The following is a 22,442-nucleotide window of genomic DNA, read 5'->3' as shown; positions in this document are numbered from 1 at the left end:
GTTAGGCCTCCCCATCGTCTCACGCCTCGGCGGCTGCCGAGGTCACCACTTCCCAACGCTTCGTCTTCGACTTCGGCGCGCATTCCTGAATGCGCACGGCGTCGCCGACGTTGAACTGGTTGTTCTCGTCATGGGCGCGGTATTTCTTGGATTTCCGAATCGTCTTCTTGAGGATCGGATGCGTAAAGCGACGTTCGACCAGCACGGTCACGGTCTGCTCATTCTGGTTCGAGGTCACGACGCCTTTGAGGATACGCTTGGGCATGGTCTCAGGCCTCCGTGCCAGCCGCTTCGGCGGCTTTTTGGTTCAGAATTGTCATCACGCGGGCAACGTCCCGACGAACGACACGCATACGCGCGGTGTTCTCGATCTGATTCGTTGCCGCCTGAAAGCGCAGGTTGAACTGCTCTTTCTTCAGTTGGGAAAGCTGCTCACGCAGCTCATCCGGGGTCTTGCCCCGGAGCTCTTGGGCGTCAAGCGCCATGATGCGTTCCTTTCAACATCACCGGATGGCCCGCTGGAGGCGGTCACCTTAAAACCCGGTGGAGGTAGATGAGCGCCGCACATACATGCGAGCAGGGGATGGCGCAACCCCGTTCTTCGCAGAGGGCGCGGAGTGACTTCTCCGCGCCACGGGCGCCCGACTCGCGGGCGTCCCGGCATGACCCCGGATCAGGAGCGTTTCTGGATCTCGGTGGGGATCGAGAAATAGCGCGACGGCAGGCTCCCCACCTTGCGCAGATCGCCCAGCACTGTGGTCGTGCGCTGCCCCTGTCCGTCGATCACCACCCACTGACGCAGCTGGACCGGACCGCCGGTGAAGACCATCTCCAGCTTGCCATATTGCGGGCGTTGGGGGTCCTGCGCGGTGACGATGGTCTTGTTGCCGTCCTGGCGGTGGCCCACGACCATCCCCGCCTGCCCGAGGTTCACGTTGCTCGCCAGAATGATCGAGAGCGGTGTCTGGTTAAGCGGGTATTGCTCCGGGCGCTTGCTGTTGGAGCCGCTGTCGAAAATCGCAACCTGCCCGCCCCCGGCCATGACCAGCATGTCGGTGGGCTTGTTATAGTCAAAGCGCAACCGGCCCGGGCGATGGATATAGAGCGTTCCGGTGGCGATGGTGCCGTCCGAGTTGATCTGGGTGAAGTCTGCCTGCGCGGTGGTCAGGCTGTTGAGATAGCCCGACAGCTGGTTCAGCGGTATCGTGGCGGCACTCGCCCGGCCAGCGGTCAGCGCCGTGGCACCAGCGGCCATGAGAAAGGTTCTGCGGTCGAGCATGGGGAAGGGCTCCGTGTCAGTGTCTGTGTTCGATATGGGCAGACAGGGCCGAAATGCCAGCGTCATGCCATATCAATCATCTGTCAGGCGATAAACGGGCCGGATGCGGGAGGGTTCCGTCAAAATCCGGCCCCTCCCCACGATCTCAGTTTGGCTCGGGCAGGAGAACCTCGCGCTTGCCCACATGGTTGGCCGAAGACACCACGCCGTTATCCTCCATCTGCTCCACCAGACGCGCAGCCTTGTTGTAGCCGATCGCCAGCTTGCGCTGGATATAGGAGGTCGAACATTTGCGGTCATTGGCCACGATGGCCACCGCCTGATCGTAGAGTGCGTCTTCGCCATCGGTGTTGCCACCTGTGCCAAGGCCGAGCACAGCGTCGATGTCAGCGCCTTTCTCTTCGTCAGGACCCTCGACCACGCCAGATTTGTAGTCAGGCGGGCCAAAGGATTTCAGGTAGCTGACGATCTCCTCGACCTCTTCATCGGAGCAGAAGGGCCCATGCACACGTGTGATCTTCGAGCCGCCCGCCATGTAGAGCATGTCACCCATGCCAAGCAGTTGCTCTGCCCCCTGCTCGCCGAGAATCGTGCGGCTGTCGATTTTTGACGTCACCTGGAAGGAAATCCGGGTCGGGAAGTTCGCCTTGATCGTGCCGGTGATCACATCGACGGAGGGACGCTGGGTCGCCATGATCAGGTGGATTCCCGACGCCCGCGCCATCTGCGCCAGACGCTGGATACAGGCCTCGATCTCCTTGCCTGCGACCATCATCAGGTCTGCCATCTCATCGACCACCACGACGATGAAGGGCAGGATCTCGGGCACAATTTCTTCGGTCTCGAAGATCGGCTCGCCCGTCTCGTCGTCAAAGCCGGTCTGCACGGTCCGCTCGAACAATTCATTTCGCGACAGCGCATCGCGCACGCGGCCGTTATAGCCTTCGATGTTGCGCACGCCCATCTTCGACATCTTGCGGTAGCGGTCTTCCATCTCCGCCACGACCCATTTCAGCGCCACAACGGCCTTTTTCGGGTCGGTCACGACGGGCGACAAGAGATGCGGGATGCCGTCATAGACGCTGAGTTCCAGCATCTTCGGGTCGATCATGATCAGGCGGCACTCGTCCGGCGTAAGCTTGTAGAGCAGCGACAGAATCATCGTGTTGATCGCTACGGATTTACCCGAACCCGTGGTCCCCGCGATCAGAAGGTGGGGCATCTTGGCGAGGTTGGCGACCACCGGATCGCCGCCGATATCCTTGCCCAAGGCCAGCGGCAGGCGCTGGTTGCCGTTCGAGAAGTCCCGGTGCGAGAGGATCTCGCGCAGCACGCACATCTCGCGGTTCTCGTTCGGCAGTTCGATCCCGATAACCGACCGGCCCGGCACAGTCGAAACCCGCGCAGAAAGCGCCGACATCGAGCGTGCGATATCGTCGGCGAGACCGATCACCCGGCTGGCCTTCAGGCCCGGTGCAGGCTCCAGCTCGTACATAGTGACCACGGGACCGGGGCGCACAGAGACGATCTCGCCCTTGACCCCGTAATCCTCCAGCACGGTTTCAAGCGTCCGCGCGTTTTCCTCCAGGGCTTCGTCCGAGAGCACATGCCGCTGAACCGTCGCAGGATCGGATAGCAGATCCAGAGGCGGATGTTCGTAAGCATCATCAACCTGAGACGCGGCCGACATCGCAGGCCGGGTCTGCATCTGGGGCGTGGCCATGGCTTGAGCGGGCGCAGGCTTCGGCGCATCACGGCGGATCTGCGGCGCGACCAACGGGGCGTTGCGAGAGACCGCCTGTGCCTCATCGACCACCGGTGCCTGAACAGGCGCGACCTCATCAACAACCACCGAGGGTTCCGTCTGCGGTACGATCGACATGCGACCCTGCGGCGTCACGGCGGCGGTCAGAGTCGGCTGCCGGCGAGCGCGCTGGCGAATAGCATCGCTGATCTTGCCCCGCACCCGGTCATCTGTCTCCGGCGCGGCCGTCAGCGGCGGCTCATCCGGGAGAACAGGGGCCGCGCCGCCAATGCCCAATGCCCCGCCTATCCGCGAAAAGAGACCTTCCTGAGTGGGCGCGTCCTCGTCGTCATCGAAGAAGTCATACGGATCCTCGCGCTCGACCGGCTGCGGCTTCAGCGCCCTCAGAATGGGGCGGGGCCGGTCCTCAGGTTCGAGGAGCAGATCGTCTTCTTCTTCCCGGCGCGCATCCGCCTGGGCAGCCCGGCGGGCACGGTGGGTCTCAACCCGATCCGACGCGATCTTTGCCCCGCTTTGCATGCCCCGTGCGAGCCCGCGACCGCCGAGACCAACGACCGAAAACAAGGCCGCATAGGTCTTTACGGTGCCTCGAAGGAGCCAGCCGCCGATGGCGTTCAATTCTTCACGGGTGAAGCCGAGCACAAACGCCCCGGCGACCACGGTCAGTATGGCCAACACCAGCGCCACAAGTTTGACGCCAACCGCACTCGACAGACCGAGGATACTGATCAACGCCCCCAGCGCCGTGTCGCCAAACATGCCACCGAGACCAAAGCTCTGCCCCCAGTCTGGACCGGGCACGTGGGTGGCGAGATATATCGCCGCCAACGCCACCCAGATCGGCACGAACACTGCCCGTCCCATGACGCGGTCATAGCCACGATGGGACAGGAACCGCCCGCCCCAGACAAACAAGGCAAGTGGAATTGCCCATGCGCCCTGCCCTGCGATAATCATCAGCGGAGCGGCAATCGACGCGCCGAACCGGCCCAGCGCGTTCTGCGCCTCATCCCCGGTAGAGGACAGCCAAGACGGGTCGTCAGGCACATAGCTCGCGAGCATCGCCGAAAGCGCCAGCCCGAAAGCCACGAGAAGAAGCCCGATGAGCTCCTTGCCGCGGCGTTCGAGAATGGCTTGGGTGTCGCTATCGAAAAGCGGGTCGCGCCCTCTGGTCTGGTAGGCCATGTGCTCACTCACCCCTTGAAAAGACAATCGCGGAGGCGCGTCAGCCCCTCCTCGAGTTCTTGCTCCGCCGCCACCAGAGCGACACGAATATAACCCGCGCCGGGGTTCTCACCGTTCACATCGCGGCTGAGATAGGCCCCGGGCAGCACGCGCACGCCCGTCTCGCGCCACAGACGCAGCGCCGCGGCCTCTCCGTCCTCGACCGGCAGCCAGAGGAAAAAACCCCCCTCGGGCGGCGCGCAGCCGTCAATCCCGTCAAAAACCCGCGCGACCATGGCGAACTTGTCATGATAGCGCGCAAGGCTCGCCTCCACATGGGCTTCGTCTGCCCAGACGCGCGCGCTGACCTCCTGGATCGGCCCGGGCAGCGGGGCGCCGGCATAGTCACGCAACTGCTTGCACTGCGCGAGGCTCTCCGCCCCGCCGGCGACGAAGCCAGAGCGCAATCCCGGCAGGTTCGACCGCTTCGACAGGGAATGAAAGATCATCACCCGCTCCGGGTCAGCAGCCATCTCCCGCGCGACCTGAAACGCACCGGGCGGCGGCGCGTTGGCCCAGATCTCAGAATAGCACTCGTCCGCGAAAATGCGGAAATCGTAGCGCTCCGCCAGTCCGATGAGATCGCGCCAATAGTCCCGCGTCGCGATCGCCCCCTGCGGGTTCGAAGGCGAGCAGAGATAGGCAATAGCCGCGCGGTCGAGGATCTCGGCGGGCAAGCCGCTGAAATCCGGGAGAAAGCCGGTGTCGCGCGTGGCGGGAACGTAAACCGGTTCCGCCCCGCAGGCCAACGCAGCAACGGCGTAGACCTGATAGAACGGGTTCGGGATCAGCACCACGGGCCGCTGTCCCCGCACCTCCTCGGGACAGAGCGCCAATGCCGCATTGAACAGCCCCTCCCGGGTGCCGTTCAGGGGCAGGATTTCTGTATCTGAAGCGACACGAACCCCGTAGCGACGGTCGATCCATGCGCCGATGGCCTCTTGCAAGGCGTCGATTCCGTCATTTTTAGGGTACTGGCGAAACGACGCCAGCGAACCCGCGAGCACCTCGCCCACGAAGGCGGGCGGGTCGTGGCGGGGTTCACCGATGGACATGTGCACCACCGGACCGCCCGGCTCATGCACGTCCAAAAGGGCGCGCAGACGCGGGAACGCGTAGTCTGGCAGAGCCGAGAACCGCTCAGGAAACTGCATTTTTGCCTCAGTATACGGGGTCTTGTGCCCCAGTTTTGAGACATCATAGCGCGGTTTGGCGGCTTCGGTCTAGCTTGAGTGTCTTTTTTTGTGTCAGGTGTCACATCTCTCCCGTGACCCTTGTGCCCAGCGCGGCCTCAGCCGCAGCGGCGAGCCGGAGCAGCAAGCCCTCCCGCCCGGGGACAGTCTGGAGTGTCAGCCCGGTCGAGGGCACGCCCGTAGGCAGGGTCACCGCCGCCAGCCCCATCAGGTTGCCGATCCGCGTATTGCGCAGAGTCATGAGGTTGCGGTCGCGGTAATAGGCGCCGTCCGTTTCCAGCCGCGCGCGGTTCGGTGGCAGGATGGGACAGGTCGGCAAGAGCACCGCGTCAAACCCCGCCGTCCGCTCCGCATAATCCGCCCGCAAACCGTCGAGTCGGGCCCAGGCAGCGACGAAATCGGCGGCAGAGACGTCCCGCCCGCCCCGGAACCGCTCACGGATCTCGGCAAACATCTTGTCCGGGCTAGCCTCGATGACGTCTTTCCAGATGCCGTAGGCTTCAGGGGCAAAGAGCGTCGCCGAGAGCGGCAGCGCCTCCTCGACGCAGGTGAGCGTCTCCTCTACCAGCGTGGCGCCAGCAGCCTCAAGCGCCTGTAAAGCGCCGGAAAAGCTCTGCGCCACGGCGGGTTCGAGATCCTGCTGCGCCACCCCGCCGAGGACGAGGAACCGCCGCCCCGCGAGCCCTGCCTGACGCAGATCCGGCGCCGGGCGTGCCGCGAGGACAGACCAGAGCGCGGCGACATCCTCTACCGTGCGGCAGAGCGGCCCGAGCGTGTCGAAACGGGGGCAGAGAGGCACGACCCCATCAATAGGCAGGCTGCCATGGGCGGTCTTGAAACCAACGAGGTCGTTCCAGACCGAGGGCAGCCGCACCGACCCGCCCGTATCCGAGCCGATCCCCGCTGCGGCCATCCCAAACGCCACCGAAGCCGCCGCGCCGGAGGACGACCCGCCGGGGGCGGCGTCGGGGTCGTTGATACAGGGCGGCGTCGCCGTAACCGGGTTCAGGCCGAGACCCGAAAAAGCGAGTTCAGTCATGTGGGTCTTGCCCAGACAGACGAGCCCTGCCGCCGACGCCCGCGCCAGTACCGCCGCGTCGCGCTCGGGCACCCGACCTGCCAGCAGCGCCGACCCTGCCTCGGTTGCCACCCCGGCCGAATCGAAGAGATCCTTCCACGACACCGGCACGCCATCGAGACCGCCGCGCCGCACCCCGAGCCGCGCCCGTTCGGCAGCGGCGGCGGCCTCGGCCTGCGCACGCTCTGGCGTCAGGCGCGCATAGATCCGCGCGCCCAGCTCCGTTCCCGCTGCGTCGAGATACCCCTCGACCAGATCGCGGGGGTCCAGCCTCCCCGCTCCGATCGCCCGGCCCTGCTCCACTGCGCTCTGTTTCAGCCAATCCGTCATTTTCCCCTCCAGCGGCGTCGCGGCGCATGGACATCCGCGCCCGGTCTCCCATAGTTCACGCCATGGAACACGATGTCATCATTGCAGGCGGTGGTCTGGCGGGCACGTCGCTGGCGCTTGCGCTCAGCCAGAACGGCCTGTCCACCCTGCTGGTCGATCCCGCCGCACCCGAAACTCTCGCCGCTAACGACTTCGACGGTCGCAGCTACGCACTGTCACTCGGCTCTTGCAACCTCCTGAAGATGCTGGGGCTGTGGCGGGATCTCGCCCCTGATGCGCAGCCGATCCTCGACATCCGCATTTCGGACGGTCGGCTGGGCGAAGGGCCGTCCCCCCTGACGCTGCATTTTGACCATACCGAGATCGAGGAAGGGCCCATGGGGCATATGGTCGAGGACCGCCACTTGCGCCCCGCCCTGATCGCCGCGGGGACCGGCATTGACCGAGTTCAGGCCACGGTCGTCTCGGAACGACCGGATGCGGGCGGCATCACCGTGACCCTGTCAGACGGCACGACCCAACGGGCGCGACTCCTCGTGGGCTGCGACGGCAAGCGCTCCGCCATTGCCCGGCGCGCGGGCATCCGCCGTACGGGTTGGGAATACGGGCAAAGCGCGCTGGTCGCCGCCATCGCCCATGAGCACCCCAATAATGGCGTCGCGCACCAGTTCTTTATGCCTGAGGGGCCGCTGGCGATCCTGCCGCTCAAGGGCAACCGGTCCTCCATCGTCTGGAGCGAACGGCGCGACCGGGCCGAAGCGCTCACCCGCCTCGATGACGAGGCCTATCTGGCGCTGCTGCGCCCCCGGTTTGGCGATTTCCTTGGTGAGATTTCCCTGGCCGGAAAGCGATTCACCTATCCGCTCTCTCTCTCCATCGCCAATCGCTTTTACGCTGACCGGGTGGCACTGGTTGGCGATGCAGCGCACGCCATGCACCCCATCGCCGGGCAAGGTCTCAATGCAGGACTGAAGGACGTGGCAACGCTAGCCGAGGTTTTGATCCATGCTGCACGGCGGGGCGAAGAGATCGGCTCCACCGATGTGCTGGCCCGCTATCACCAGTGGCGCAGTTTTGACGTGGCGGCGCTGGCGCTGGCCACGGACAGCTTCAACAAGCTGTTCTCAAATGACAACCCTCTTCTCCGGGCGGCACGGACCGCCGGGCTGGGGCTGGTGTCGAAAATGGCCGGGCTGCGGCGGGGCTTCATCCGCGAAGCGGCGGGCCTGACAGGCGACCGGCCCCTTCTGCTGCAAGGCCGGCCCCTCTGAGGCCGGTCAATCGTCGAGCCGACGCGCTTCGTCCACCAGCATGATCGGGATGCCATTACGGATCGGGAACGCCAGATGGGCGGCCTTGGAAATCAGCTCCTGCCGCTCGGCGTCATAGGTCAGCACGGCGTGCGTCTGGGGGCAGACAAGCGCCTCCAGCATGGCCCTGTCGTGATCAATCATTGTAGTCGATCCTTTCCGTCCCCCGCCATGGCAAAGCGGATCAGGGTTTCCAGCGTCTCGCGGCGGGTGGTGAGCGTGGGCGATTCGAGCAGCGCCTGTTTGTCCTCGGGCTCGAACGGGCAGAGCATCGACAGCGCGGTGATCAGCAGCTCGTCCTCCGCCTCGGTCAGCGCATCCCAGTCGGTGCGCAGCTCCTCGGCCGCGAAATAGCGCTTCAGCAGGTCGAGGAACGCCGTCCGGTCAAAGCCCGGATCCTGCTCCGGCTGGCCGAGATCCCGGGAAAACCCGTCCCATGAAATCCGGCACCGGCGGTAGGGCGCAAAGCCCTGCTCTTCTTCGATCACACGGAACCGCGATACCCCGGCAAGGGTGATCATGTAGCGCCCGTCTTCGGTCTCTGAAAACCCCGTAAGGCGACCGGCACATCCGATGGCGTGCAGGCGATCCTCTCCCGCAGGACCGGTACGGGGCTGGATCATACCGATCAGACGCTCGGAGGTTTTCATGCAATCCTCGATCATCGCCAGATAACGAGGCTCGAAGATGTGCAGGGGCAACCGTCCCCGGGGCAGCAGAAGCGCGCCGGGGAGCGGGAAAATCGGGATGGTTTGGGGCAGGTCAGATGCACTGATCATGAGGCAAAGCTAGGCCGAAGCCCGGATCAGGCAAATATCATGGACGACAGGCGACGGCGGCCTTTGAGCATCACCGGGTCGGTGGGCGGCAGCGCGTCGAAGATTGTCATCAGCTGCGCCCGTGCAGCACCGTCATTCCACTCGCGATCCCGCCGGAACAGCTCAAGCAGTTGGTCCACGGCCTCTTCCGTCTGGCCCGCACCATGCAGCGCCTTGGCGAAATCGAGGCGCGCCTGAAGATCGTCGGGATTGGCCTCCACCTGTGCGCGAAGCTCATCCACGGGACCAGCCTCCTGAGCCTGACGCGCCAGTTGCAACTGGGCTGCGGCGGCCTCAATCTCTGCGGCATGGCTCAGCTGAGCGTCAATCCCGTTCAGGATGGCTTCGGCATGGTCCAGATCGCCGGTCGCGATGTGTGCGCGCACCAGTCCACCATGTGCGGCGGTGTTCGCCGGATCCTCGGCGAGGATCGCGGCAAAGGTCTGAGCGGCGTCAGCCGCAGCCCCCTGCTCCAGCATTTCCTCGGCCATGGCGACGGCTTCGGCCAGACCACCATCGGCCTGCCCGCCGGACGCCTCGACGATCCGCTCGACAAAGGCCTTGATCTCAGAGCCCGGCACCGCGCCCTGAAACCCGTCAATCGGCTGCCCCTGCCAGAAGGCATAGACGGTCGGGATCGACTGGATGCGGAGTTGCGCGGCGATTTGCTGGTTCTGGTCCACATCGACCTTCACCATCTTCACGGCCCCCTTGGCCGCGCGCACCGCGTCCTCGAGCATGGGGCCGAGCGTCTTGCACGGACCGCACCACGTTGCCCAGAAATCCACGATCACGGGCACCGTCTGGCTGGCCTCGACCACATCCGCCATAAAGGTGGCCTCTGTGGTGTCTTTGATCAGATCATCGCCCGTCTGGCTGGTCGCTGCGCCGCCTTGTCCAAGTTCGAACACGCCGGTCTCCTTCCGTCATCCTGTTCCTGCGTACATGGGGCGGTATCGCCCCGGACACAACCACTCAGACGTCGAATGACGCAAAGACCGGGGCGTGATCCGAGGGTTTCTCCCAGCCACGGGCGTCGCGCAGAATGCGGCTGGATCCCGGCACCGTGGGCAGATCCGGGCTCGCCCAGACATGATCGAGCCGCCGCCCCTTATCCGCCGCCGACCAGTCGCGGGCGCGATAGGACCACCACGAATAAAGCTTGCCCTCAGGAAGGTGATCGCGGGTCACATCGACCCAGTTCCCGGCCTGCCGTACATCTTCGAGATGCGCGACCTCGATGGGCGTGTGGCTGACGACTTTCAAAAGCTGCTTATGGGACCAGACATCATCCTCAAGCGGCGCAATATTCAGGTCACCCACAAGAACCGCGCGTTCGGGCTTCTGTGCGGAGAAGAGGTCGCGCATGTCGGTGAGGTAGTCGAGCTTTTGACCGAACTTCTCGTTCACCTCGCGATCGGCCACATCCCCCCCCGCCGGAACATAGTAGTTGTGAACAGTGACACCCGAGGGATGGCGCGCGGCCACATGGCGCGCATGGCCCAGCCCCGCATGGTCATGGGCCGCGACCTCTTCGAGCGGCTGGCGGGAGAGAATGGCGACGCCGTTGTAGCCCTTCTGCCCGCGCGCAATGATGTGCCCATAGCCGAGTCCCTCGAAGGATGGGATCTTTTCCACCGGCGACTTGCACTCCTGAAGACACAGAATGTCGGGCGCTTCCTCGGTCAGAAGCCGCGCTACGAGAGCCTCGCGCAGGCGCACCGAGTTGATGTTCCACGTGCAGATCGTCAGGGGCATCGCTCACTCCGTTGTTGCGGAGTCCGGCTTAACGCTCCCCGACGCCGGGCACCAGCGCTCAGGTCGCCAGCCGATAGCCGCCGGTCTCGGTCACCAGCAGACGCGCGTTGGAGGGATCAGGCTCGATCTTCTGCCGGAGGCGATAGATGTGCGTTTCCAGCGTGTGCGTGGTCACGCCCGCATTGTAGCCCCAGACCTCGTGCAGCAGCACATCCCGGGCTACCATTCCATCAGGCGCGCGGTAGAGAAACTTGAGGATGTTGGTCTCTTTCTCAGTGAGACGGATCTTCTTCTCGTTCTCATCTACCAGCATCTTTTGCGCCGGGCGGAAGCTGTACGGCCCAAGCTGGAACACCGCGTCCTCGGACTGCTCATGCTGGCGCAACTGCGCTCGGATCCGGGCCAGCAAAACGGCGAACTTGAACGGCTTCGTCACATAATCATTGGCTCCCGCATCGAGCCCCATGATCGTGTCCGCGTCGCTGTCATGGCCAGTGAGCATGAGGATCGGGCATTTCACCCCCTCGGCACGCATCGCCTTGCACAGGTCACGCCCGTCCATATCGGGCAAGCCCACATCCAGGATCACCAGATCGAATAGCCCGGCGCGAACCTTTTCGAGCCCCTGCGTCGCATCTTCGGCCTCGAACACGTCGAAGTCCTCCGATGCCAGCAATTGCTCGCTCAGCGCCTCGCGCAGGTCGTCGTCGTCATCAACCAACAGAATTTTCTTGAATGCACTCATTTTATCCTCCGCCTCAGCTCTTTGAACAAAGATGTGCTCGCGCCGGTTCGGTTTGCACAGATGAGACAAGAACTCACGCTTCTGTGATGAGATGCAATCCATGTATTTCCCTTTTTCGCAGCGCTCTTCTAAGGGGAAAGCATGGACATCTTTGCGCCCAACCTCACCGAGCTCTACGCGCGCGCTCGCAGTGACATGCTGCTGGGTCTGCCGGTCTGTCTGTCGAACGATGGCTGCCTGTGGCTTGCCGGAGCGGTGGAGCGTCTCAGCGACGCCCGGATCGCGGCCATGCGGGCGGGGGGCAAGGCAGAATTGGCACTAACTCATCTCCGTGCTGAGACGCTCCGCATCCGGGTCTATGACAACGACCTGACGCGCATCACGCCGGATCCATTGTCGTCGGCGGCGGAATTGCGGGATCTGGTGGATCCAGGACGGGATCTCAATCGTCCGCTCATGGGACCGTTTCAGGAAATTCGTGGCGGCGTGCCGGACGTGGCGCGGCTGGCGTTGCGGCTGGCGAAGGCGGCGCAGCTCTTGCCTGCCGTTCTGCTATGCCCGATCGACACGACACCAAAAGGCGTGACGGTTCTGGAACTCGGATCCCATGGCACGCCAACGCGGGCCGATATTCGGCACGTCGTCAACGCGCGCCTTCCCATCACGGCGACACCGGCGGCGCGGCTCCATGTGTTCCGCCCCGATGACGGCAGCGTCGAGCATTACGCCATCGAGATCGGCCAGCCCGACCGTACTCAGCCCGTGCTCGCGCGGCTCCATTCGGCGTGTTTCACCGGTGATGTTCTGGGCTCGCTCAAATGCGACTGCGGCCCCCAGCTCCATGCGGCGCTGGACAAGATGGCAGCGGCGGGCGGAGGGATACTCGTCTACCTCAATCAAGAGGGGCGTGGCATCGGCCTCGCCAACAAGATGCGCGCGTACGCGTTGCAGGATCGCGGATTTGATACTGTCGAAGCGAACCACCGGTTGGGCTATGACGATGACGAGCGAGATTTCACACTCGGCGCGCGGATCTTGTCGCAGATGGGAATCAGAGCCGTGCGGCTGATGACAAACAATCCGCGAAAGGTCCGCCAGCTGGAGACCCAAGGCATTACGGTCGCCGAGCGCGTCCCCCTCTGGACGCCACCCACCGCCGAAAATGCCGCCTACCTGCGGGTCAAGGCCACCAAGTCAGGACATTTGAAATGACCCCTCTCGACATGGTCCTGACCCCACGGGGGCTGCGGTTTCAGGGCCGCCACCTGCCCTGCTCCTTAGGTCGCGGCGGCCTCACAAAGCGCAAGCGGGAGGGTGATGGCGCCACGCCTCGCGGGACCCACCGGATCGTCGGCCTGCTCTATCGTCCGGACCGTATGGCCCGCCCCACGGATTGGGCTGTCCCGATCCAGCCGCGTGATATCTGGTCTGACGACCCGGCCGACCCGGACTACAACCTGATGACAACAGCTCCGAGCGCTTACAGCCATGAAAGCCTGCGCCGGGCAGATCCGCTCTATGATCTGGTCCTGCTAACGGATTGGAACTGGCCGTATTCGGTCCCGGGCCGGGGCTCGGCGATCTTTATCCATCGCTGGCGGCGGCGCGGCTATCCGACGGAGGGCTGCGTCGCACTCGCACCAAACGATCTCCTTTGGCTGGCGCAACGCATTCGCTACAAAACCCGGCTGATTATTCCGTAGGACGTTCTCCAAAAATCGCCGAGCCCACACGCACATGCGTGGCGCCCGTGGCGATCGCCGTCTCAAAGTCGCCGCTCATGCCCATGGACAGAATGTCCAACCCATTCCGTTCGGCAATCTTCGCGAGCAGGGCAAAATGCAGCGCCGGGGTTTCCTCGACCGGAGGGATGCACATCAGGCCTCGGATCGGCAGGTCGAGCGCCAGGCAGTCGGCGATGAACGCATCCGCATCTGCGGGAAGGATGCCGGCCTTTTGCGGCTCTTCCCCGGTGTTGACCTGCACCAGAAGATCCGGACAGCTCCCGAGTTCCTGAGCAAGCCGAGCGAGGGTCTTCGACAGCTTCGGCCGGTCCAGCACCTCGATCACATCGAACAGCTCCATGGCAACGCGCGCTTTGTTGCTCTGCAACGGGCCAATGAGGTGAAGCATGCAGTCCCCAAACTGCTCGCGGAACGCTGGCCACTTCCCTTGTGCTTCCTGCACCCGGTTCTCGCCAAAGACCCGATGACCTTGCTCCAGTACGGAGAGCACCCGCTCGTCGGGCTGCTTTTTAGAGACCGCAACGAGTTCGACAGATCCTTCGGGCCGATCCGCCTTGCGTTCCGCTGCGGCGATTCTTTGGCGAATATCACTCAGAGACATGGGCACCCCTCCTGTGCGTTGGCTAGACCGACCGTCCACAAAAGAAAAGGGCGGCTCGTTAGAGCCGCCCGATCCTGACGTCCGATCCGGTTAGGATCAGAAGGCCATCGAGATACCGAAGGAATAGGTCTCGACGGAGTCATCGTCGAGGCCGAAGTCTTCGGCGTCGAGGCCATCAACTTCAACCTTGGAGTTGGAGTAGCCAGCCTGCAGGGAGGCACCACCGCCGAGGTCGTAGTTCATGATGAGGCCCCAGCCGCGGGACTCAGCGTTGTCGTAGTCAAACTTGCCGTAGTTGGCAGCGACCAGCAGCTCGCCGAACTCGTAGCCCATGGCGATGCCGTAGTGCTTGTCCAGCTCCTGAGCACCAACTTCCAGCGAGTTGTCGCCGTCGCCGGTGAAGTCGAAGTCACCCACTTTGGTCTGATACAGCTCGTCGTAGTCGGAGTAGTTGACGATGGCCTGGAAGCCGTTGTCCATGCCGAGGCTCATCGAGATGCCCCAAGCTTCGGGATCCACGTCACCGTAGTAACGACGGGTCACTGTGTACTCACCATCAATGATGTCGGCGTCGGTGTCGACGAGGACGTCATCAGCAGAACCGGACTGATAGCCGAGGCCAAAGCCCATATCCCAGCCGTTGAACTCGGTGGCGTACTTGAAACCGATGCCCCAGACCGGGTCGCGGTTGTCGGACTGGTCGAAGTCGGAGTCGGCGATGACATTGTCGTTCAGGACAATATTGCCATCGTCGTCAATGGTGACGTCGGACTCGTCATCGGAGATCTCGAACGACACGGCCACGCCGAAGTCGCCGAAGGAGTAGTCGTAACGGGCGATCTGGCCGTCATAAAGACCGTCCAGCTGCGAGTTACCGTTGTAGCCGAGGTGCTCGTTGTCGTCGATGAGCGAAGCGCCGATGATGGCTTCGTCCATCGCCCAGTCGAGAGCGCCGTCGGTGTCACCCATGGTCAGGGTACCCCAGTCGCCGGAGATGAAGATGGTCTCACCGCCCTGCTTGGAGTTATCAAAGGCGTCGCCGTCGTCGGACTCGTCGAGGTCGATGCTGGCGCCGAAGGTCAGGCCCTGATCGGTTTCACCGGACATGGTGAAGGTGACGTCGATGTCGGTGTGGAACTGGAGGTCCTGATCTTCACCGAAAGTTTCGCCGCCAAAGACACCCATTTCAGCAGAACCGGACAGGTCCACTTCAGCCATGGCGAAGGTCGCGGAGGCAACCAGAGCCGTGGAGGCAAGGAGAAGCTTGTTCATGTTTTCCCTCATGATCTTGAACTCGCCCAAAGGGTCCAGCCCGATGGGTACGCAACTGAGATGCGCCCAAATGATCCTTTCATCAAGCTTAGTAGACAACCGTGGGTACAAGCTTGGGCGACGTGGTGCAGTGATGCCACACCGGCCCTGCACGTGCCGCAAAACAAAACGACCGCCCCGAAAGGGCGGCCGTCCACTCTGCATTTATGAAATGCGTCAGGATATTACATGCCGTCGCGGGCCAGAGCTTCGATCTTTTGGCAGTCGTTGCTCTCGGAGCCTTCGACCATCAGGATGCCGGCGGCCTGGGTCATGGTCATGTTCATGACATCTTCATCCGTCATATCCACGTTACACTCCTGAAGCACCATAGCGAGACGCTTCTGGGCCTCCATCACGTAGTCCGGTTCCGCATGCGATTCGGCGAAAGCCGGAGCGGCGAGGAGGGCAGCAGCAGCAAAGGTCACAAAACGAGTCATTCGAGGTCTTCCTTGTCTATGCGGGACAGACCGCTTTCCGCGCGCCCGCCCAGGTTGCGAGGCTGGCTTGGTTTCGCCGCCCCTGTGAGTTGAGTTGTAGATCGCACTTTGCGTCCGTCACGGGTTCGGCTGAAAAAAATTTGGGCTCGAGGACAAACAGGTCTGCCGGACAGAATGTGCGGTCAGCCATCACGGTTCAGATGTATTCTTGCCGCGCTGCGGTGGCTCGGTTAGTCACAGGCTGACCGGTTCTTCGGAGGCACGACTATGATCCGTACATTTATTCTCCCGCTCTTTGCGCTGTCGCTCGGCGTCGTGGGCCTAGGCGGGTGCAGCGGTGGACAGGACACAGCCACGGGGAAAAGCGAATCAGCGCAGCGGCAGATCGACAGTTTTCGCAACTCCGAGGAACGCGACGGCGTGAAGATTTTCGACGACGACCGCGAAACGATCTGGGACCTGTTTCTGAACGTGGATGATCCCGACCGGAAGGTCGAAGTGAACAAGTATATATGGACCGCAGCGCAAGAGGTTCTGGACTTCCTGCCGGTGGAGACTGTGGACCCGTTCTCGGGTGTGATCGTCTACGGCTACGGCCGTCCGCCCGGAGGCGGCCCAGCCTATCGTGCTACTGTATTCGTGCAGGATCCTGCGTTGGACGCCCGTTCGCTGAACGTGGCCCTCGCGACGCAAGCCGGGCCGGTGAACCCGGACACCACCCGCGCCATCGAAGACGCGATCCTCACCCGCGCCCGGCAGCTTCGGATCGCAGACGGAAAGCGCTGAGATCGCTTCGGCACCCCTACGCGTCAAGAAGGCCTTCTGCCCATGCTATCTGCTGCGGCAGGCAAACAGACCGCAAGTCATAGTGCTCGCGCGCTGCCTCGCGCGCCGCAGCGCCGAGCCTCGCCCGGACATCCGGCGCGTCAAGTAACTCGACGACCCCTTTGACCAAGGCCTCCTGATCGAAGAAGTCGAAGAGGTGGCCCGTGTGATCGTGCGTCAGGAATTCCCGCACGGGGCCGGTATCGCTCGCCAAGATTGTGCAACCGGCGCTCATCGCCTCAACCATCGACCAACTCAGGACGAAGGGGTACGTCATATAGACATGGACGCCGGAGACCTGCAGCAGCCGGGTGAAGTCGTTGCGTTCCAGCCGTGGCACGAACAGAGCCCGGGCCCAGAGATCGTCAGTCATTCGCGGCTGGATCTCTTTGGTCAGGAGCTCGCGCCAGGTGCCGCCCTGCTTTGGCGCTGCTCCGTAACTGGTCGAATCGCCGCCGACAATGATTACTCTTGCGTTCGGGCGCCTGCGCAACAGATCGGGGAGCGCCCTCATGAAGACGTGAAATCCCCGATACGGTTCAAGATTGCGATTCACGAAGGTCACAATCTCCTCGCCCGCGCGCAGTTCCTTCCCATCCGGCAAGACAAGCCGGGCGTTTCTGTCAGGGTGGATGGCCTTTGTGTCGATGCCGTCAAACAAGGTGGTCATCTTGGCGCGCAACTCTGGCGCATGCGTCCGGCTTTGCCATTCGGTCGGGCAGATCAGCGCATCCGCCATCTGGGCCTGAAGCGAGGTGTTGAGGTTGCGCATCTGCACCCGGGCTCCCCGACCGAACTCGTCCGATGAGTCGAATTCAGGATCAAACCCGATATCGGCACCCTCAACTTGAAACATGAATTCACTGAATACCGCGATTTTGGTGTCCGGCCAGACCTGACGCAGGAAAAGCCCTTCGCCCCAACCGGAATGAACAACGATCAGGTCGGGGGTCAGCCCGTGATTCTTCAGAGACAGGCAGATCCGCATGACAGCTTCGGCGCGCTGCACCGCATTGTTCATGCCGCGCAACCAAGGATGCGTGCTCTCAGACCGATGTTGAGTAAACTTGTAGGGCTGTATTCGCACGCCGCGCCAGATCGTCGCCTCCATTTCCTTGTTGTTCAGCGCAACCACCCGATGCCCCCGCGCCGCCAGAGCCGGCGCCAGGTGAAGAAACTGCCCAGGAAAGTTCTGATGGATGAAAAGAATCGTCTTGGGCATCGATTTTCCTCTTTACGGCCACGCGAAGGCAGGCTTGCGGCTGGACCACCAGCCTGTCGCTGCATATCAAGGCGCGACCAGTTTGACAGCCCCGGGGTCCCCGATGGAACGATACGACGCCTCCCAGATCGAAGCAAAATGGCAAGAGGCCTGGCGCGAGGCCGGCTGCTTTGTCGCCAAACCCGATCCCGACAAGCCGAAATATTACGTGCTGGAGATGTTTCCCTATCCCAGCGGCAATCTCCATATCGGCCATGTGCGCAATTACGCCATGGGCGACGTTGTGGCGCGCTATAAGCTGTCTACCGGCCATGCCGTGCTGCACCCTATGGGCTGGGACGCCTTCGGCCTGCCTGCCGAAAACGCGGCTATGGAGCGTCAGGTGCATCCCGGCGCCTGGACCTATGCCAATATCGACAACATGAAGGCGCAGTTCGACAAGCTCGGCCTGACCCTCGACTGGTCGCGCGAGTTCGCCACCTGTGACCCGGAATATTACGGCCAGCAGCAGGCAATGTTCATCGACTTTCTCGAAAAGGGGCTGGTCTACCGCAAAAACGCAGTGGTGAACTGGGATCCGGTGGACATGACCGTTCTGGCCAATGAGCAGGTCGAAGACGGCAAGGGGTGGCGCTCGGGGGCTCCGGTGGAGCGGCGCGAGCTCACCCAATGGTTCTTCCGCATCTCCGACTACTCCGAAGAGCTTCTCTCCGCGCTGGACCGGCTCGACAACTGGCCGGAAAAGGTGCGCTCCATGCAGCGCAACTGGATCGGCAAGTCGCGCGGCCTGCAATTCTCCTTCTCCGTGGTGGACGGGCCTGCCGGATATGATCGGGTGGAGGTCTATACAACCCGCCCAGACACGCTGATGGGCGCAAGTTTTGTCGGCATTTCCCCCGACCATCCGCTGGCGAAAACCCTCGAGGCCGGGAATTCAGACCTGGCGGCCTTCAACGCGGAATGCCGCAAGATGGGCACCTCCGAGGAGGAGCTGGAAAAGGCCGAAAAACGTGGCTTCGACACCGGGCTGCGCGTCCGTCACCCGCTGGACACCGCGTGGGAGCTGCCGGTCTATGTGGCGAACTTCATCCTGATGGATTACGGCACGGGCGCAATCTTCGGCTGCCCGGCCCATGATCCGAGAGACCTCGAATTTGCACGCAAATTCGGGCTTCCCGTGCAATCGACCTTCGAGCCTCTGAGCGGCGAGCACCATTCTCCGGAAGAGGGTGGCGAGGCGTACGTGCCGGCCAAGACCGAGACCGTCCGCTACATCAGCGGATTTGCGGGCAAATCCGAGCAGACCGGCGATGAGGGCATCGACAGCGCGATCTCATTTTGCGAGCAAAATGGCATCGGCCACGGTGTCACGAAATTCCGCCTGCGCGATTGGGGCATCTCGCGTCAGCGCTATTGGGGCTGTCCGATCCCGGTGGTCCATTGCGACGCTTGCGGCGTGGTCCCGGAGAAAAAAGAAAACCTCCCCGTGCGCCTGCCGGAAGATGTCAGCTTTGACCGTCCCGGCAATCCGCTCGACCGCCATGACGCGTGGCGGAACGTCCCCTGCCCCTCCTGTGGCCAGCCCGCCAGGCGTGAGACGGACACGATGGACACCTTCGTCGATTCGTCCTGGTACTACGCCCGCTTCACCTCGCCCGGCGCCTCCACACCCACCAATCCGGACGAGGCAGCCTATTGGATGAACGTGGACCAGTATATCGGCGGGGTGGAGCACGCGATTCTCCACCTGCTCTACTCTCGCTTCTTCGCCCGCGCGATGAACGAAGCCGGCCACCTGCCCGACACCGCCCGCGAGCCCTTCGACGCGCTGTTCACTCAGGGCATGGTGACCCACGAGATCTACATGACCCGCGATGATACTGGCCGCCCGGTCTATCACTTCCCCTCGGACGTGACTGACGGCAAGCTCGCGGACGGTACCGAGGTCGAGATCATCCCCTCGGCCAAGATGTCGAAGTCAAAGAAGAACGTGGTCGATCCCATGGAGATCATCACTCGCTTTGGCGCCGATACCGCGCGCTGGTTCGTGCTGTCAGACAGCCCGCCCGAGCGGGACGTGGAATGGACCGATGCGGGCGCAGAGGCTGCGTCGAAGCACCTCGCGCGGGTCTGGCGCGTGGCGCAGGCCGCAAAAGACGCTCCTGAGGCCGGTCAGGGCGACGAGGACCTCCTGCGCGAGATGCACCGGGCAATTCGCGACGTGACTCTGGCCGTCGAGAGCTTTGGCTTCAACGCCGCCATCGCGCGGCTTTACGCGCTGACCAACACGCTGGCCAAATCAATGGCCGGGCGCGCGGCGCAGGTTGAGGCGGCCCGCACGCTGGCGCAGCTCATGTCCCCCATGACCCCCCACCTGTCCGAGGAGATCTGGGCTGCGCTGGGTGGCGAGGGGCTTATCGCCACCGCGCCCTGGCCGGTGGCCGATGAGGCGATGCTGGTGGACAGCCAGATCACCTTGCCGATCCAGATCAACGGCAAGCGTCGCGACGAGATCAAAGTACCGCGCGACATGGCAAAGGACGAGATCGAGGCACTGGCCCTCGCCACGCCTGCGGTTCAGAAAGCCCTTGACGGCGGCACCCCCAAAAAGGTGATCGTGGTCCCCGGAAGGATCGTCAATGTCGTGGTCTAGGCGCAGTCTCATCTTTGCTGCGGGCGGTCTCGCCGCCTGCGGCTTTACACCTGTCTACGGCCCCGAGGGCGCGGCGGACGGGATCTCGGGCCTCATCGCGATCGCGCCTCCTCGGGACGAACCCGGCTATATCTTCGTACGCCGCATGGAAGAGCGGATCGGCAGGGCCAAAGGCGCCCGCTATGAGCTCAATGCCGAGATTGAAGTCGAAGAAGAGGGACTTGGCATCACGCCGGGCCGGGATACCACGCGCATCCGGCTGGCGGGCACGATCGTCTACACGCTCCGGGACATGGCCACTGGCCAACAGGTCTGGCAGGGCCGGGCGACGAATTTCACCGGGTATTCGACGCCCGTTGTGGACCAGAGCCGGGTCAGTATCGCGGGTAACCCCGTCACCGTGCGGGCCGCCGAGCGCGACGCGCTGGACCGGCTGATGACCATCCTTGCCGATCAGGTCACCGGGCAACTTCTGGCGACGGCCCCCGACTGGTACCGGGGCCCGAGCGGGTGAAGCTCAGCGCCCGCGACGCCCGAAGCTGGATCGCCAAGCCCCCCGCCGACCGGCCCGGGACGCTGATCTATGGGCAGGACGCCATGCGGGTTGCGCTGAAACGGCAGGATCTGGTGGCAAACCTCGCTGGACCGGGTGCCGAGGAAGAGATGCGCCTGACGCGCGTATCGGGGGCGGAGCTGCGCAAGGAAAAAGCACTGCTGGCCGATGCGCAAAAGGCGCAGGGCTTCTTTCCCGGGCCTCGCGTGGTGCTACTGGAAGACGCGACGGCCCATGTGGCCGACACGGTCGTCGCTGCGCTCTCCGACTGGCTGCCGGGCGACGCTCATATGGTGGTGACAGCGGGATCTTTGAAACCGTCTTCGCCCCTGCGCAAAGCCTTCGAAAAGCATCCTCAGGCGGCCTGCATCGCGGTCTATGACGACGCGGCGGGACCCGAGGAGATCTCGGGCTGGTTGGCGGAGGCCAGGGTCGCGGCGGATCGGGACGCCATGGCGGCGCTGCTCGCTCTGGCACAGCAAGTCGGGCCGGGCGACCTCCGGCAGGTGATTGAAAAACTGGCGCTGTATATGCGCGGCGAGGACGGTCCGGCCAGTTCAGAGGACGTGCGCGCTTGTGCTCCGGCCTCGACCGAGGCTGATCTGGACGACGTGATCCACGCGGCCGCCGAAGGCCGGACGGACGAGATCAAGGCCACCCTGACCCGGCTCGAATCGCAGGGAGCGCAGCCCGTCGCGATCCTGATTGCCGCTCAGCGTCACTTCAGGCAACTCCATACTGTCGTTTGGGACCCGGAGGGACCCGGCGCGGGTCTCGGTCGCCTCCGTCCGCCGGTCTTTGGCCCGAGACGCGACCGGATGATGCGGCAGGCCCAGCGACTCGGGCGCCATCGCACCGAAGACGCGCTTGGTCTATTGCTCGACGCCGATATGACCCTGCGATCCCCGGCGCCGGTCCCCCAGCGCCCGCTGGTGGAACGCACGCTGATCCGCTTGTCCCTGCTAGGAGAAAGATGATGCTGACCCTTTACGGAACATCGAAAGCACGCCCCTTCCGCGTGCTCTGGATGCTGGAGGAACTGGGCCTCAAATTCACCCATAAGGCACTGGAGCCCCGATCAGATGACGCGTTCCGGCTCTCGCCTCTGGGTAAGGTGCCGGTTCTGGAGGTGGATGGTGAGGCTATCACCGATTCGGCTGCGATCCTGACCTATCTGGCTGACCGCGAGGGTCGCATGACCGCCGCTGCGGGGACGGTTGCGCGGGCGCAGCAGGATGCTGTGACCCATATGGTGCTGGACGACATGGATGCGCTCCTGTGGATGGCGGCGAAAAACACCTTCATCTGGCCTGAAGGCGAGCGTGTTCCGGAGGTCAAGACGGGTTTGCGGAGCGAATTTTCCCGCAACGTGGATCGTCTGATGGTCCGCAAGCGGGGGGATTACCTGATGGGCGATGCGCTGACCGTGCCTGACATCCTCGCCGTCCACTGCGGTCTCTGGGCCGGGCGGGCGGGGTTCGATGTCGGCAATGCCGATTTCGCCGCTTACCTCGAACGGGCCAGCGCGCGACCAGCGTTCGAGCGGGCGATGGCGTATTCCTGATTGGACGGCGCGCCGCGTCCTCTCCGCG

23 protein-coding genes are annotated in these 22,442 nt (G+C 63.5%); 8 read left to right on the top strand and 15 right to left on the bottom strand.

The genetic code is table 11. The annotated features are described in order from the left end of the window. Positions 1-19: 19 nt before the first annotated feature. The 6 genes from rpsQ to FEV53_RS10420 all read right to left on the bottom strand — a co-directional run bounded on the left by rpsQ (position 20) and on the right by FEV53_RS10420 (position 6,869). Positions 20-265: a 30S ribosomal protein S17 gene (gene rpsQ, locus FEV53_RS10445; protein ID WP_142834762.1), complete on the bottom strand. Its 246-nt coding sequence runs from the start codon at positions 263-265 to the stop codon at positions 20-22. Positions 266-269: 4 nt separating this feature from the next. After that, positions 270-485 carry a 50S ribosomal protein L29 gene (gene rpmC, locus FEV53_RS10440; protein ID WP_142834761.1) on the bottom strand — a complete coding sequence of 72 codons (216 nt, stop codon included), beginning with the start codon at positions 483-485 and terminating at the stop codon, positions 270-272. Positions 486-673: 188 nt separating this feature from the next. Then, positions 674-1,279 carry a LolA family protein gene (locus FEV53_RS10435; RefSeq protein ID WP_142834760.1) on the bottom strand — a complete coding sequence of 202 codons (606 nt, stop codon included), beginning with the start codon at positions 1,277-1,279 and terminating at the stop codon, positions 674-676. A 145-nt stretch (positions 1,280-1,424) separates the two neighbouring features. Beyond that, entirely contained in the window at positions 1,425-4,229 is a 2,805-nt protein-coding gene (locus FEV53_RS10430) for a DNA translocase FtsK (protein ID WP_142834759.1), read from the bottom strand. Between the two features lie 8 nt (positions 4,230-4,237). After that, positions 4,238-5,422 carry an aminotransferase class I/II-fold pyridoxal phosphate-dependent enzyme gene (locus FEV53_RS10425; protein WP_142834758.1) on the bottom strand — a complete coding sequence of 395 codons (1,185 nt, stop codon included), beginning with the start codon at positions 5,420-5,422 and terminating at the stop codon, positions 4,238-4,240. Between the two features lie 100 nt (positions 5,423-5,522). Continuing rightward, on the bottom strand, positions 5,523-6,869 hold the full coding sequence (locus FEV53_RS10420) for an amidase (RefSeq protein WP_142834757.1): 1,347 nt from the start codon (positions 6,867-6,869) through the stop codon (positions 5,523-5,525). 62 nt (positions 6,870-6,931) lie between these two features. Between FEV53_RS10420 and FEV53_RS10415 the strand changes: the two genes are divergently transcribed. After that, positions 6,932-8,140, top strand: a complete 1,209-nt coding sequence (locus FEV53_RS10415) for an FAD-dependent monooxygenase (RefSeq protein ID WP_142834756.1) — start codon at positions 6,932-6,934, stop codon at positions 8,138-8,140. Positions 8,141-8,146: 6 nt separating this feature from the next. Here the strand turns inward: FEV53_RS10415 and FEV53_RS10410 are convergent, their stop codons facing one another. The 5 genes from FEV53_RS10410 to FEV53_RS10390 all read right to left on the bottom strand — a co-directional run bounded on the left by FEV53_RS10410 (position 8,147) and on the right by FEV53_RS10390 (position 11,500). Then, positions 8,147-8,323, bottom strand: coding sequence for a Trm112 family protein (locus FEV53_RS10410; protein WP_142834755.1), 177 nt, complete (start codon positions 8,321-8,323; stop codon positions 8,147-8,149). After that, a complete protein-coding gene (locus FEV53_RS10405; protein WP_142834754.1) occupies positions 8,320-8,958 on the bottom strand; it encodes an LON peptidase substrate-binding domain-containing protein in 639 nt (212 codons plus the stop codon). The genes FEV53_RS10410 and FEV53_RS10405 overlap by 4 nt, the downstream gene beginning before the upstream one ends. 26 nt (positions 8,959-8,984) lie before the next feature. Next, the gene (trxA, locus tag FEV53_RS10400; RefSeq protein ID WP_142834753.1) at positions 8,985-9,908 is read right to left on the bottom strand and encodes a thioredoxin; all 924 of its coding nucleotides are present in this window, start codon (positions 9,906-9,908) and stop codon (positions 8,985-8,987) included. Positions 9,909-9,972: 64 nt separating this feature from the next. Further along, positions 9,973-10,755, bottom strand: a complete 783-nt coding sequence (locus FEV53_RS10395; RefSeq protein WP_142834752.1) for an exodeoxyribonuclease III — start codon at positions 10,753-10,755, stop codon at positions 9,973-9,975. A gap of 58 nt (positions 10,756-10,813) precedes the next feature. After that, positions 10,814-11,500 (bottom strand): response regulator transcription factor, encoded by a 687-nt coding sequence (locus FEV53_RS10390; protein ID WP_142834751.1) that lies wholly within the window; start codon positions 11,498-11,500, stop codon positions 10,814-10,816. Positions 11,501-11,641: 141 nt separating this feature from the next. On the opposite strand from FEV53_RS10390, the gene ribA reads away from it, so the two are divergent. Together ribA and FEV53_RS10380 are read left to right on the top strand one after the other, a co-directional pair. Then, the gene (ribA, locus tag FEV53_RS10385) at positions 11,642-12,712 is read left to right on the top strand and encodes a GTP cyclohydrolase II (protein WP_142834750.1); all 1,071 of its coding nucleotides are present in this window, start codon (positions 11,642-11,644) and stop codon (positions 12,710-12,712) included. Continuing rightward, positions 12,709-13,203 (top strand): L,D-transpeptidase family protein, encoded by a 495-nt coding sequence (locus FEV53_RS10380; protein ID WP_142834749.1) that lies wholly within the window; start codon positions 12,709-12,711, stop codon positions 13,201-13,203. The genes ribA and FEV53_RS10380 overlap by 4 nt, the downstream gene beginning before the upstream one ends. On the opposite strand, the gene FEV53_RS10375 is transcribed toward FEV53_RS10380, so the two are convergent. The 3 genes from FEV53_RS10375 to FEV53_RS10365 form a co-directional block, all read right to left on the bottom strand. Then, positions 13,193-13,846 (bottom strand): YggS family pyridoxal phosphate-dependent enzyme, encoded by a 654-nt coding sequence (locus FEV53_RS10375; protein ID WP_142834748.1) that lies wholly within the window; start codon positions 13,844-13,846, stop codon positions 13,193-13,195. The genes FEV53_RS10380 and FEV53_RS10375 overlap by 11 nt on opposite strands. Positions 13,847-13,942: 96 nt before the next feature. Continuing rightward, positions 13,943-15,118, bottom strand: coding sequence for a porin (locus tag FEV53_RS10370; RefSeq protein WP_185962165.1), 1,176 nt, complete (start codon positions 15,116-15,118; stop codon positions 13,943-13,945). A gap of 224 nt (positions 15,119-15,342) precedes the next feature. Continuing rightward, positions 15,343-15,597, bottom strand: coding sequence for a hypothetical protein (locus tag FEV53_RS10365; RefSeq protein WP_142834746.1), 255 nt, complete (start codon positions 15,595-15,597; stop codon positions 15,343-15,345). 267 nt (positions 15,598-15,864) lie between these two features. Between FEV53_RS10365 and FEV53_RS10360 the strand changes: the two genes are divergently transcribed. After that, entirely contained in the window at positions 15,865-16,383 is a 519-nt protein-coding gene (locus FEV53_RS10360) for a DUF3576 domain-containing protein (RefSeq protein WP_142834745.1), read from the top strand. A 16-nt stretch (positions 16,384-16,399) separates the two neighbouring features. Here the strand turns inward: FEV53_RS10360 and FEV53_RS10355 are convergent, their stop codons facing one another. Continuing rightward, positions 16,400-17,644 (bottom strand): glycosyltransferase, encoded by a 1,245-nt coding sequence (locus FEV53_RS10355; RefSeq protein WP_142834744.1) that lies wholly within the window; start codon positions 17,642-17,644, stop codon positions 16,400-16,402. Between the two features lie 103 nt (positions 17,645-17,747). Between FEV53_RS10355 and leuS the strand changes: the two genes are divergently transcribed. Genes leuS through FEV53_RS10335 form a run of 4 tightly spaced genes read left to right on the top strand, consistent with a single transcriptional unit; the run spans position 17,748 to position 22,414 of the window. Then, on the top strand, positions 17,748-20,297 hold the full coding sequence (gene leuS, locus FEV53_RS10350; protein ID WP_142834743.1) for a leucine--tRNA ligase: 2,550 nt from the start codon (positions 17,748-17,750) through the stop codon (positions 20,295-20,297). Further along, a complete protein-coding gene (gene lptE / locus FEV53_RS10345) occupies positions 20,284-20,811 on the top strand; it encodes an LPS assembly lipoprotein LptE (RefSeq protein WP_142834742.1) in 528 nt (175 codons plus the stop codon). The genes leuS and lptE overlap by 14 nt, the downstream gene beginning before the upstream one ends. Continuing rightward, positions 20,808-21,827 (top strand): DNA polymerase III subunit delta, encoded by a 1,020-nt coding sequence (holA, locus tag FEV53_RS10340; RefSeq protein WP_142834741.1) that lies wholly within the window; start codon positions 20,808-20,810, stop codon positions 21,825-21,827. The genes lptE and holA overlap by 4 nt, the downstream gene beginning before the upstream one ends. Then, positions 21,827-22,414: a glutathione S-transferase family protein gene (locus tag FEV53_RS10335; protein WP_142834740.1), complete on the top strand. Its 588-nt coding sequence runs from the start codon at positions 21,827-21,829 to the stop codon at positions 22,412-22,414. Before holA ends, FEV53_RS10335 begins: the two co-directional genes overlap by 1 nt. The last annotated feature ends 28 nt before the right edge of the window (positions 22,415-22,442 follow it).

It is taken from the genome of Palleronia caenipelagi, from assembly GCF_007004065.1.
Lineage (GTDB): Bacteria > Pseudomonadota > Alphaproteobacteria > Rhodobacterales > Rhodobacteraceae > Palleronia > Palleronia caenipelagi.
The sequence above is the reverse complement of the archived record's forward strand: the minus strand, read 5'-3'. Positions and strand labels throughout refer to the sequence as shown.